Origin of the sequence: Deinococcus indicus (assembly GCF_002198095.1) — a bacterium.
In the GTDB taxonomy this organism is placed as follows: Bacteria; Deinococcota; Deinococci; order Deinococcales; family Deinococcaceae; genus Deinococcus; species Deinococcus caeni.
The window spans coordinates 661,674-673,701 of record NZ_NHMK01000009.1; the positions used below are offsets into that span (position 1 = coordinate 661,674).

Here is a 12,028-nt window from a genome sequence, read left to right on the forward strand (position 1 = left end):
GACCGCCACGAAAAAAGCCGGAACCCCACGCGGAGGTTCCGGCTTGGTTGGAAGCTTAGTTCTGCTCGACTTCCACCATTTCGCTGGCTTCGATGATGTCGCCTTCCATCACGTCGTTCCAGTCCACGTTGATGCCGCACTCGTAGCCGGTCTGCACTTCGCGGACGTCGTCCTTGAAGCGCTTGAGGCCCACGATGGTGCCCTCGTACACGACCTGCTTGCCGCGCGTGACTTTCGCCTTCGCGTTGCGTTTCAGGCTGCCGTCCGTGACGTACGAACCGGCGATGGTGCCGCTCTTGGGGTGCTTGATCAGCATGCGGACCTCGGCGCGGCCCAGGTACTTCTCCTCGAAGACAGGTTCGACGTTCCCCTTGATCAGGCGGTCGACCTCGTCGATGAGTTCGTAGATGATCCGGAAGGACTTGATGTCCACGCCCTTGCCTTCCGCGACCTTCTTCACGCCGCCCGACGCGGTGACGCTGAAGCACAGGATGGTCGCCTCGGCGGTGCTGGCCAGCAGCACGTCACCCTCGGTGGGCGCGCCGATCCCGGCGAGCATCACGTTGATCTTGACGTCGTCGCTTTCCTTGCGGGCCAGGATGCCCTGGATCGCCTCGACGCTGCCCTGCGTGTCGGCGCGCAGGATCAGGTTCACGGTGCGGACGCTGCCGAGCGGCCCCATCATCTCTTCGAGGGTCAGGCGGCGCTGCACGCGGGCGTTCTCGGCGTCACGGCGCTCGTCGGCGCGTTGCGCGACGATCTCGCGGGCGGCGTGCTCGTTGCGGGCGCTCTGGACTTTCTCGCCGCTGCTGGGCACCTCGCTGAAGCCCAGGACCTGCACGGGCGTGCTGGGGCCGGCTTCCTTGATGCGGTTGCCGTTGCTGTCGGTCATGGCCTTGATCTTGCCGTAACTTTCGCCCACGACCAGGAAGTCGCTGACGTGCAGCGTGCCTTCCTGCACCATGACGGTCGCCAGGACGCCCGCCTGCTTGTCGACCTTGCCCTCGATGATCACGCCGCCGAAGGTGCCCTTGGGGTCGGCGCGCAGGTCCTCGAGTTCGGCGGTCAGGCTGATGTACTCCAGCAGGTCCTCGACGCCCTCGCCGGTCTTGGCGGAGACGGGCACGACCACGAGGTCGCCGCCGTACTCTTCGGGCACGAGGTTCAGCTGGGTCAGGTCGGTCTTCACGCGGTCCGGGTCGGCCTGCGGCAGGTCGACCTTGTTGATGGCGATCAGCATGGGCACGTTCGCGGCCTGCGCGTGCGCGATGGCTTCGCGGGTCTGCGGCATCAGGCTGTCGTCGGCGGCGATCACGATGATCGCGATGTCCGCGACGTTCGCGCCGCGCGCGCGGATGGTCGTGAAGGCCTCGTGGCCGGGCGTGTCGATGAACACGATCTTGCCCTTGCTGGTCTGCGCCTCGAAGGCCCCGACGTGCTGGGTGATGCCCCCGGCTTCCTTCGCGGCGACCTTGGTCTTGCGGATGTAGTCCAGCAGGCTGGTCTTACCGTGGTCCACGTGACCCATGATCGTCACGACCGGCGCGCGGTGCGGGACCTCGCTGACATCCGCCTGCGCGGGGGCCGCTGCGGGCGTTCCGGTGGGGGCGTCCTGCTCAGCGTCCGGCGTGGCGGCCTGGGTGGCGGCGGTCTGCGGGGCGGCGGCGCCACCCTCCTGCGCGGCTTCCTCGGCCAGCATTTCCTTGATCAGTTCCACGGTCTCTTCCTCGATGGTGCTGCTGACGCTCTTGTACGAGACGCCCAGACCGTCGAGCAGTTCCAGCATCTTGGCATTCTCGACGCCAAGGTCCTTGGCGAGGGTATAAATTCGGACTTTCGACATGCTCACCTCCGGTGAGACCCGTCACGGACCCGTCCGGGTGCGCGCGGGATTGATTCTGATGCGGCCATGGTGGGGCCGCTGGAGTCGGTGTCGTGGCCGCCACTGAGCAGCGCCGAGACGGCCGGGGCCTGCGCGCCGAACGCGCGGCGCAGCCGCCCCTGCTGCCAGCAGGCCGGGGAGTCGGCGCACACGTACGCGCCCCGCCCCACCCGCACGCCGGACTGCGGCGTCCACACCCCGCCGACCCGTGACAGGCGCGTGAATTCCGCCTGGGGTCGCCGGCGGCGGCACGCGACACAGGTCCGTTCCGGCGTGTGCCGGTCCGCTGCGGGGGTGGGGGCGGGGGAGGCCGTCAACACTTACTCCTGAACGTCGTCGGGGCTGGCGGTCGCGACCGACTTGCTGTCCTTGAACAGCGCGTCGAACGCGGACTGCGCGGTGCCGCTGTCGCGGCCTTCCTGCTCGTCCGCCAGCGCCTGCTGCATCGCGGCGTCCAGGTCGCTGATCGCGGCCGTTTCACGCAGGTCGATCTTGAAGCCGGTCAGCTTGGCGGCCAGACGCACGTTCTGCCCGCCCTTACCGATCGCCAGGGACAGCTGGTCGGGCGTGACGGTCACGGTCGCCTCGCGGCGGTCGGGCTGCACCTCGATCAGGCCCACCTTGGCGGGGCTCAGGGCGTTGCGGATGAAGTCGCGGGTGTTCGCGTCCCACAGGATCACGTCCACGCGCTCGCGGCCCAGTTCGCCCGTCACGGCCTGAATGCGGTTTCCGCGGTGACCGATGCACGCGCCGATGGGGTCCACGTTGCTGTTGTGCGAGAACACCGCGACCTTGGAACGCTGACCGGCCTCGCGGCTGATGGCCTTGACCTCCACGATGCCGTTGGCGACCTCGGGAATCTCCTGCTTGAGCAGGTAGTCCAGCAGGCGCTCGTCGGCGCGGCTCGCCAGGATGGTCGGGCCCTTGGGCGTCTTGCGGACTTCCTTCAGGTAGATCTTCACGCGGTTGCCCGGCGTGAGTTTCTCGCCCGGAATCTGCTCGCGGGGCGGCAGGATCGCCTCGCCCGCGCCCAGTTCCACGAACCAGTTGCCCTTGTTGTCGCTGCGGACCACCTGCGCAGTCAGCACCTGACCCTCGCGGTCCTTGTACTCGTTGAAGACCACGTTGCGTTCCGTTTCACGCATCTTCTGCGTCAGGGTCTGCTTGGCGGCCTGCAACGCGATCCGGCTGAACTTCTCGCGGTCGACCGGGAACTCCATCTCCATGCCGACTTCCACGCCGGGATCGAGTTCCAGCGCGTCGGCCAGCGAGATCTGCATGTGCTCGTCCTCGACCTTCTCCACGACCTCGCGCACCACGAGCACTTCCAGCTCGCCGCTCTGCGGGTCCAGGTGAACCTCGATGCGCTTGTCGGGCTCGACGTTGCGGGTGTACGCCTGCGCGAGCGACTGCTCGAAGGCCTCGATCAGCTGCATCTCGTTGATGTTACGGGCCTGCGCCACTTCACGCAGGGCGTCGGCAAAATTGAATTCTGGCTGGGTCATCTCACTCTTCCTTATCAGGGGGGCGCGGCAGTGGGGGGCCGCGGCGGCCGGCGCGGGGCGGACCCCGGCCGGACTTAACGGTGGCGGTCCGGGAACTCCGCGAGGTTCGCCTGGAACGACCCGGCGCGCAGCGTTATGCGCTCACCCGCCACGTCGAACGAGATCAGCTCGCCGTCCACCGCCACGATCGGCGCGGTGAACGCCTGCCCCTCGCCACGCACGCGGGCCTTCAGGCCCAGCATCCGCTCGAAGTGCCGCGCGCGCGTCAGGGGACGCTTGGCGCCGGGCGACTCGAACTCCAGCCGGTACTCACCGGCGATGGGGTCCACGCGGTCGAATTCCGCCTCGGCGGCCCGACTCGCTTTCGTCAGGTCGTCGACCGTCACGGGCTGCTCGTCCAGCCGGTCGATACGGACCAGCACGATCGGCTGCCCGCCCAGGTTCTGCACCTGCACTTCCAGCACCTCGAACCCCATCGGGGTCAGTGCGGTCTGCGCGATCTGCTCAAGTTGATTGTTGCTTCCATTGTTATTCATATTGTGTCGGCCGGGAAACCAGCCTGAAAACCACCCCCTCCACGAAAAAAGGTGGGTTGCCACCCACCCCTCGTTCGAGGAATTACGCTCCCAGTATACCCGAAACGCCGCCTTCCGCACGCCGCCGCTCACAAAGTGCGCCCCCCGCCCCCTTGCAACGCTGCCCCGCCTCCCCTTAAGATGTCAGGCCGCGCAACGGGCGGTTAGCTCAGCGGTAGAGCGCTCGCCTTACACGCGATTGGTCGGGGGTTCAAATCCCTCACCGCCCACCACGCGCAGCGTCCCCGGATGAAAAGTCCGGGGACGCTGCTGTTGTTTGGGCTGGGGCAGGGGAGTGGAGCAGCGCCGCACACGCTGTCCCACTCTCTACGGCCCGCTCACTCCATTTCCAGCAGCATCCGGTGTGCCAGCCCCCGCCCGGAGGCGATCTGCCACGCGGCGCGGGCGTTGCCCTGCGCGACGGCCGCCATGAATTTCGGGTCGGCGCCCAGGGTGGTCAGCAGCCAGAAGTCCCCCCAGACTTCCAGACCCCAGCTCTGGCGCATGGCGCGGGCGGCCGCGACCCACACGGGTTCGGACAGGTGCTCCAGCGGCGCGATGAAGTGCAGTTCGCCGTCGGTGCCGGGCGTGCGGGCGACCTCGCGGCGGTACTCGGCCTGCTCGCGGCGCGTCATGCGTTCCAGGGTGCCGCTCTCGCAGTACGTGGCAGGGAAGGCGCTGAAGGTGTCGCGGCAGCGGGTAGGGCGCGCGTCGTACTGGCTGCAGCCGCCGCTCTCGCGGTTCAGGATCGGGCAGTAGCCGACCTCGTCGCGGTGGCGCTGCACGTACTGATCGTCGCTGCGGGCGGTGCGGGCGTTGGCGACGGCGGCGCGGGCGTGCGCCTCGACCGCGCGGGCCTGCTCGGGGGTCAGGGCGGCCGTCATGATGAGCGCCTCGGCCAGACTGACCCGGATGGGCATGTTGCAGCACGCGAAACAACCGGCGCCGCAGTACACGCGGCCACCCTGCTGCTGGTAGCGTCCCAGCCAGCGTTCGGCCTGCTGGGCGTAACGGGCGTACCCGGCCCGGACGGGTTCGGTCACGGCGGCGTGGGGGGAAGGGCGCGGCTGAGTCATGGCGCGCAGCGTAGCGCGGGTATACTGGACGCAACGTGTTCCGACGCCCCCGCACCCAGCCCCCGGCCCCAGGCACTCCTGACCCGCGCAAGACCGGGATATCGGTGCCAGGAGAGCCGCTGGACGCCACGCGCGTCCTGTCGGACCTGCTGTCCCGCCCGTCCCAGGAGGGCATCCTGGAAGGCGCGCTGTCGTACGCCGCGACCCTGCTGGGCGGTCAGGCGCAGGGGTACGCGGTCGTGCGGCGCGGCCAGGACCGCGTGGCGGCCGTGTTCGGCTACCCCAGGGAGCTGCTGGGCGCGGCCCTGAGCGGCCCGTGGTCGGCGCTGCGCCCACGCGTGCTGGCCGACGGCACCCGCGAACTGTACGAGCAGAACGGCCCGGAGGTCACGGCGCTGCTCGACAGCTGCGGCATGCGGGACGTGACCGTGTCGCTGGTCGTGCCGCTCAGCGACCGGGGCCGGAACCTGGGCGCCATGGTCCTGGACCGCACCGGCCCCGAGTGCGTCACGCCCGGCGCGCAGGAGGCCGTCACGAAATGGGCGGCGGCCGTCGCGCCGCTGCTGGGCGTGCTGGAGGGCCGCGAGGAGTGGAAGCAGGCGGCGCGGCAACTGACGGGCGCGCTCGTCGAGGCGGTCGAGAGCCGCGAGTTCGACTCGCTGGGGCACGCGCAGTCCGTGGCGGACGTCAGCATGAAACTGGGACGGCTGGTCGGACTGGCGGGCCGGGAACTGGACGAACTGTGGTTCGCGGCGACCCTGCACGACCTCGGCAAGATTCACGGCGAGTCCGGGCACGCGCAGGTCGGCGCGAACTTCCTGCACGGCGTGCCGCACCTCGCCGAGGCGCAGAAGGCGATCCGGCACCACCACGAACGCTGGGACGGTCAGGGCGAACCCGACAAGCTGGCCGGCGAGGACATCCCGCTGTACGCGCGCATCCTGGCCGTCTCGAACGCCTTCGTGCGGATGGGGGACGTGGAACGCCTGAAACCGCACGCCGGCAAGGCGCTGGACGCCCGGCTGGTCGGCCTGCTGGAGAAGCTGCCCCGGTGATCGGACCGGTGATCCACCCGCTGACTACGCGGCGCGCGGCCACGCCCGGCACCAGGAGCGTCCGTTGACACCCAGACGCGCGGCGGGCGGTGACGAACCGGCGCCGCGATTCCCGGTGCTGGAGGCCCGTTTCGGTCCGCTGACCCCCATGGACGCCGGCATGCAGAGCCGCGTGTACGTCACGCCGGACGACGTGATCGTGAAGGTGTACCGCAACCACCAGGGCGACCACTGCACCGAGGCCGCCAACCTGCGCCGCGCCGGACTGGGCGACTGGGTGATCGACGCGCTCGAGGCCGACGGGGTCGAGGCGCTGGTCATGAAACGCTTCCCCGGCCGGCCCCTGCGCCCGGCCGACGTGACCCGCGCCGCGCCCGCCCTGCGTGACGTGCTGCGCGAACTGCACCGCGAGCAGCGCGGCCGGGTGGACCTGCGCCGCGTGCGCGGCCGCCTGCAACGCTTCCGCAGCGCCCTGGCCGCCTACCCCCTGGACGACCTGTTCGACGCGGTCGAGATTCCGCTGGAACGCGGCCTGCTGGACCGCCCGGCGTCGTTCTGCCACCTGGACCTGTGGCAGGACAACATTCTGATCACCGACCCGCCCGCCCCCGAGCGGCTGCTGGTGATCGACTGGACCAAGAGCGGCTGGGACGACCCACTGCGCGACCTGGCCCTGCTGAAGACCGGCACGCTGGACCTGCTGCCCCCCGACCAGAGCCTGAGCCTGGCCCTGGATTTCCTGCCGGACCACGCGCCGGACACCCTGACCCGTTACCGCGCGTACCTGGCCCTGACCACCCTGCACGACCTGTACTGGCTGCTGATGAACGAACCGTACGAGTTCGACGGACAGCGCGCCGAGAAGGTCCCGCGCGCCCGTCACGCCCTGGCCCGCCTGCCCGCCCCGCCCTGAACCGGTATCGTGGGCGGCATGGTTACTGTCGTTACCCACCCCCTGGTTCAGCACAAGCTCTCGGTCATGCGTGACGTCCGCACCGGCGTGAAGGAATTCCGGGAACTGGCCGGCGAACTCAGCCTGCTGCTCGCCTACGAGGCCATGCGTGACCTGGAAACCGTGCAGGAGACCGTGCAGACGCCCATCACGCAGGCCGAGTTCCCGATGCTGAGCGGCAAGAAGCTGGCGCTGGTCGCCATCCTGCGCGCCGGGCTGATCATGACCGACGCGATCGTGCAGCTCGTCCCGGCCGCCAAGGTCGGCCACATCGGCCTGTACCGCGACCCGGAATCGCTGCTGCCGGTCGCGTACTACAACAAGCTTCCCACCGACATCGCCGAGCGCCGCGTGTTCCTGACCGACCCGATGCTCGCCACGGGCGGCAGCGCCGTCGCCGCCATCGAACGCCTCAAGGAGGCCGGCGCGACCAGCATCAAGCTGATGTGCATCCTGGCCGCGCCCGAGGGCATCGCCCTGATCGAACGCGAGCACCCGGACGTCGAGATGGTCGTGGCCGCCGTGGACTCGCACCTGAACGACCACGGGTACATCGTGCCGGGCCTGGGCGACGCCGGCGACCGCATCTACGGCACCAAGTAACCGTTCGCCTGGGCGGGTGGGCGGGTGGGCGGTTGGCCCCGCCGTTCACCCAGGCCAGCGGGCCGGTGTGGACGCCGGCCCCGCCGGCCCTCCCTCTTTGGTGTGACCTGCCGGGGCCGCCCAGCCTTTACACTTGGGGCCGTTTATGGATTCCTTGCAGGCTCTTGCTGCCCAACTGGGCATTTCCGATCTGACCGGACGCGGCTTTCTCAGCGTGCTGGTCACCTTCTTCGCCGCGTGGCTGTTCACGTGGGTGTTCATTCCGCGCCTGCGTGAATTCGCGATCCGGGTCGGCTGGGCCGATCAGCCCAACGAGCGCCGCCTGAACAAGGAGCCGCTGCCCAACGCGGGCGGACTGGCCATCTACGGCGGGTTCCTGGTGAGCATCATCGTGGCGTGGGCGCTGCGTCCCATCGCGGTGGACATCGTGAACATCCAGGTGCTGGCCATCCTGCTGGGCGCGTCCATGCTGGTCCTGGTGGGCTTCATCGACGACCAGTACGGCCTGACGCCGCTGTCGCGCCTGCTGGTGCAGACCCTGGCGGCCGTGCTGCTGCTGGTCAACGACCTGCGCATCGACTTCAACGCCATTCCGTTCCTGCCGGTCGTGCCCGAACCGATCAGCACGGTCCTGGGGACCGTCATGACCGTCGTGTGGGTGCTGGCCCTCACGAACGCCGTGAACCTGCTGGACGGCGTGGACGGCGTGGTGGGCGGCGTGGCGTTCGTGGCGAGCTTCGTGCTGCTGGTCACGGCCGCGCAGTTCCCGGACCGCGCGGCCGCCGTCGTGCTGCTCGCCGGCCTGTCCGGCGCGGCGCTGGGCTACCTGCGGCATAACTTCAACCCCAGCCGCATCATCATGGGTGACGCCGGCAGCACCCTGTTCGGGTACACGCTGGCCGCCGTGAGTCTGCTCGGCACCCTGAAATTCAGCGCCGGGGCCAGCCTGCTCGTGCCGCTGATCGTGCTGGCGCTGCCGCTGCTGGACACCACCCAGGTCGTGATCGGGCGGCTGGCGCGCGGCATCCGCAACCCGCTGGGCCACCCGGACAAGACCCACATCCACCACCGCGTCCTGGCCCGCACGGAGAGCGCGCGGCGCACCGCCGTGATCCTGTGGCTGGTCGCGCTGGCCTGCGGGGCGCTCGGCATGAGCCTGCAGGGCGTGCCGCCCCTGGCGATCCTGGGCACCATCCTGAGCGCCGCCGCCTGCCTGTTCTTCGTCGCCTACCGCCGCATCCGCGCCGGCCATCTGGAACAGGCCGGGCGCGACTCGACCCCAGAGGAGCTGAACCCATGACCACCCCCGACCCCGCGAACACCCCGTCCCAGCCCCCGGAGCGCACGGTCGTCCTCGCGTTCGGCACGCGCCCCGAGGCGACCAAGATGGCCCCGGTGTACCGCGCGCTTCAGGCCACGCCGGGCCTGCGCCCCCTGATCCTCTCGACCGGACAGCAGCGGCAGATGCTGGACGCCGCCCTGAGCGTCTTCTCGCTCGTCCCGGACCGCGACCTGAACGTCATGACCGACCGGCAGACCCTGGCGGACCTGACCGCCCGGATCGTCCCGCAGGCCGGCCGGACCCTGCGCGAGATGGGCGCCGACATGGTCCTCGTCCACGGCGACACCAGCACCAGCTTCTGCGTGGCACTCAGCGCCTTCTACGAGGGCATCCCGGTCGGGCACGTCGAGGCCGGACTGCGCAGCGGCGACCTGCGCGAACCCTTCCCCGAGGAAGCCAACCGCCGCCTGACCGGCGTGCTGAGCACCCTGGACTTCGCGCCCACGAACGGCAGCCGCGACAACCTGCGCCGCGAGGGGAAAAGCGACCACGGCATCTTCGTGACCGGCCAGACCGCTGTGGACGCCGTGCGCGAGGTCGCTGGCCGCGTCCCGCTGCGCCCCGAGTGGCAGTCGCGCGTGAAGGCCGCTCAGCCGCTCGTGACCGTCACCATGCACCGCCGCGAGAACCAGCCCATGATGCGCGAGATGGCGCTCGCCCTGGCCCGCGTGGCGCAGGCGCACCCGGACCATCACTTCATCTACCCCGTCCACCTGTCGCCCGCCGTGCAGGAGGCCGTGCGGCCCGCGCTGGAAGGCGTACCGAACTTCGAACTGACCGAACCCCTCGACTACAGCGACATGGCCCCCCTGATGGCCGCCTCGCGCCTGCTCGCCACCGACAGCGGCGGCCTGCAGGAGGAAGGCGCGGCGCTGGGCGTGCCGGTCGCGGTGCTGCGCAACGTCACGGAACGCCCGGAAGGTGTCGAGGCCGGGGTGCTGAAACTCGCCGGGAACGACCCCGCGCAGCTGGAAGCCGTCCTGACGGGCCTGCTCGGCAACGATGCCGAACTGCAACGCATGCGCGACGCCCGCAACCCCTACGGGGACGGGCAGGCCGCCGGCCGCATCGCGCAGGCCATCGCGTGGCACTTCGGCCTGACCGACCGTCCCGCCGACTGGCAGTAACGCCGCCCCCAGGCCGGCACCCCCGAGACAGGCACCGTGGCGCGGCCCGGTGCCTGTTTCCGTCTGATGCGGACTCCGATTGAATGGGCTGCAAAGCCCGTTGGGTCCGAGCGAAACAACCGGAGTCCGTCTGACCCCCGCCGCCGATGCTCTATCCTGGGTGCCCTGTGACCCCTGATGGCCCGTCCGTTTCCGTTCCGCATCTGGCGGTGGTGCTCAACCCGAACGCCGGCGGTGGACTGGCCCTGCGGTCCTGGCCGCGCCTGCAACGCGAACTCACGGCCCGGCACCTGAGCCACGAACTGATCCGCGAGGACAGCGGCGACGCGGCCCTCGCGCGGCTGCGGGCGCTGCCGCCCGGCACGGCCGTCATGGCGGTCGGCGGGGACGGCACCGTGGGCGCCCTGCTGCCCGCCCTGGTCGGCACGGGGCGCGCCCTGGCGATCGTGCCGCTGGGCACCGGCAACGACTTCGCGGGCCTGCTGGGCCTGCGGCCCGGCGCCTTCGCCGAGGCCCTGGACCGCCTGAACTACCAGCCGCGCGCCGTGGACGCCCTGCGCGTCACGGTCGTGCAGGGCGACGAGGCCGGACAGTCCTTCGTGCTGCTCAACGGCCTGGGCATGGGCTTCGACTCGGACGTCACCGCCAACATGGCCCGCGCGCCCGCCCGGCTGCGCGGCTTCGCCCGGTACGCCTGGTCGGCGGTCGCCACCATCCGCGAACTGCACCTGACGGGCGTGACCATCACCGCCGACGATCAGCTCCTGTACGCCGGTCCCAGCGGCATCGTGGCCGTCATGAACGGCACCCGCTACGGCGGCGGCTTCCGGATCAGCCCGGACAGCGACGTGCGCGACGGGCAGGTGAACGTCGTCGCGGGCGGCGACATGAACCGCCGGCAACTCACGGACCTGATGCTCCGCGTTCTGCCGGGCCGCCACCTGAACCACCCACGCGTCCACACCCGCGCCGCCCGTACCGTGCAGGTCCGCTGGGACGCCCCGGTCCGCGTTCACCTCGACGGCGACCTGCACGGCCACGTGACCGAACTGCACGTCGAGACCCTGCCCGGCGCCGTGCACCTCCTGAACGCCTGAACAGGGGTGTGAACAGGGGTGATGGTGAACGGTTGATGGGTGATGGAACCCTGTTCTGGTTCCATCACCCATCAACCATCGACTTTCAACCCGCTCCGGGCGTTACTTCAGTTTGGCGAGGGTGGCCTTGGCGGCTTCCAGGTCGCGTTTTTCCCAGAAGGTTTCGGCGGGGATGCTGACGGCCTTCTGGAGTTGCGTGGCGGCTTCGGCCTTGCGGTTCTGGAGGATCAGGGCGTTGGCGAACTCGATGCGGTGGACGGCCACCTCGGGTTCGAGGCTGATGGCCTTCTCGAAGTTGGGGATGATCTGGTTCTTGTTGGCGCCGCTGGCCTGCACGGCAATGAAGCCCTTGGAGACGAGGTTGGCGTTCCAGAGGCCCAGGGCGACGTACGCGCCGGGCAGTTTCGGGTCGAGTTTGATGGCCATGTCGAGGTTCTTCTTCATCTCGCCGGCCAGACCGAGGCTCTGGAGGATGCCGCTGAACTGCGCGAGGCGGCCCTGCGCGCGGGCCATCTCGAAGTACGCCTCGGCGTTGTTCTTGTCCTTGGCGATGGCCTGCTTGGCGTAGCCCTGGGCCTTCTCGAACAGCGCCTTTTTCTGGTTGTCGGGCACCAGGGCGGAGCCGGCGGTGGTGGCCTCGGCGGCCAGGGCGAAGCCTTCGCTGGTGTTCAGGGCGGCGGCGGCGTTGGCGGCTTCCTGCCACTTGCCCTGTTCGAACAGGCTGGTGGCGGCCGACAGGGACTGGGCGGACGCGGTGGCGGTCAGGGCGAGGGCGGCAGTGATGATCAGTGAACGCATGAACTTCCTCCGGTGA

General features: G+C 69.8%; 12 protein-coding genes and 1 tRNA gene. 7 read left to right on the forward strand and 6 right to left on the reverse strand.

Going from position 1 to position 12,028, the window contains the following annotated elements:
* Positions 1-55: 55 nt before the first annotated feature.
* From infB to rimP, 4 genes are all read right to left on the reverse strand, one after another.
* Positions 56-1,843, reverse strand: coding sequence for a translation initiation factor IF-2 (infB, locus tag CBQ26_RS05660; protein WP_088247545.1), 1,788 nt, complete (start codon positions 1,841-1,843; stop codon positions 56-58).
* A gap of 2 nt (positions 1,844-1,845) precedes the next feature.
* Positions 1,846-2,199 carry a YlxR family protein gene (locus tag CBQ26_RS05665; RefSeq protein WP_088247938.1) on the reverse strand — a complete coding sequence of 118 codons (354 nt, stop codon included), beginning with the start codon at positions 2,197-2,199 and terminating at the stop codon, positions 1,846-1,848.
* Positions 2,200-2,202: 3 nt separating this feature from the next.
* Positions 2,203-3,387 carry a transcription termination factor NusA gene (gene nusA, locus CBQ26_RS05670; protein ID WP_088247546.1) on the reverse strand — a complete coding sequence of 395 codons (1,185 nt, stop codon included), beginning with the start codon at positions 3,385-3,387 and terminating at the stop codon, positions 2,203-2,205.
* A gap of 74 nt (positions 3,388-3,461) precedes the next feature.
* Positions 3,462-3,923, reverse strand: coding sequence for a ribosome maturation factor RimP (gene rimP, locus CBQ26_RS05675; RefSeq protein ID WP_088247547.1), 462 nt, complete (start codon positions 3,921-3,923; stop codon positions 3,462-3,464).
* A gap of 197 nt (positions 3,924-4,120) precedes the next feature.
* Here rimP and CBQ26_RS05680 point away from each other — a divergent pair.
* Positions 4,121-4,195: transfer RNA gene (locus CBQ26_RS05680), tRNA-Val, on the forward strand.
* Between the two features lie 105 nt (positions 4,196-4,300).
* On the opposite strand, the gene CBQ26_RS05685 is transcribed toward CBQ26_RS05680, so the two are convergent.
* Positions 4,301-5,038, reverse strand: a complete 738-nt coding sequence (locus CBQ26_RS05685) for a YkgJ family cysteine cluster protein (protein WP_088247548.1) — start codon at positions 5,036-5,038, stop codon at positions 4,301-4,303.
* A 35-nt stretch (positions 5,039-5,073) separates the two neighbouring features.
* Between CBQ26_RS05685 and CBQ26_RS22415 the strand changes: the two genes are divergently transcribed.
* The 6 genes from CBQ26_RS22415 (at position 5,074) to CBQ26_RS05715 (ending at position 11,214) form a co-directional block, all read left to right on the forward strand.
* Entirely contained in the window at positions 5,074-6,093 is a 1,020-nt protein-coding gene (locus tag CBQ26_RS22415) for an HD domain-containing phosphohydrolase (protein ID WP_088247549.1), read from the forward strand.
* Positions 6,094-6,157: 64 nt separating this feature from the next.
* Positions 6,158-7,006, forward strand: a complete 849-nt coding sequence (locus tag CBQ26_RS05695) for a phosphotransferase family protein (protein ID WP_229844003.1) — start codon at positions 6,158-6,160, stop codon at positions 7,004-7,006.
* A gap of 18 nt (positions 7,007-7,024) precedes the next feature.
* The gene (gene upp / locus CBQ26_RS05700) at positions 7,025-7,648 is read left to right on the forward strand and encodes a uracil phosphoribosyltransferase (RefSeq protein WP_088247550.1); all 624 of its coding nucleotides are present in this window, start codon (positions 7,025-7,027) and stop codon (positions 7,646-7,648) included.
* Positions 7,649-7,793: 145 nt separating this feature from the next.
* Positions 7,794-8,948, forward strand: a complete 1,155-nt coding sequence (locus CBQ26_RS05705; protein ID WP_088247551.1) for an MraY family glycosyltransferase — start codon at positions 7,794-7,796, stop codon at positions 8,946-8,948.
* Positions 8,945-10,117, forward strand: a complete 1,173-nt coding sequence (gene wecB, locus CBQ26_RS05710) for a non-hydrolyzing UDP-N-acetylglucosamine 2-epimerase (RefSeq protein ID WP_088247552.1) — start codon at positions 8,945-8,947, stop codon at positions 10,115-10,117. The genes CBQ26_RS05705 and wecB overlap by 4 nt, the downstream gene beginning before the upstream one ends.
* Before the next feature lie 167 nt (positions 10,118-10,284).
* Positions 10,285-11,214 carry a diacylglycerol/lipid kinase family protein gene (locus tag CBQ26_RS05715; protein ID WP_229844004.1) on the forward strand — a complete coding sequence of 310 codons (930 nt, stop codon included), beginning with the start codon at positions 10,285-10,287 and terminating at the stop codon, positions 11,212-11,214.
* Between the two features lie 102 nt (positions 11,215-11,316).
* Here the strand turns inward: CBQ26_RS05715 and CBQ26_RS05720 are convergent, their stop codons facing one another.
* Positions 11,317-12,012, reverse strand: a complete 696-nt coding sequence (locus CBQ26_RS05720; RefSeq protein WP_088247554.1) for a tetratricopeptide repeat protein — start codon at positions 12,010-12,012, stop codon at positions 11,317-11,319.
* Between the last annotated feature and the right edge of the window lie 16 nt (positions 12,013-12,028).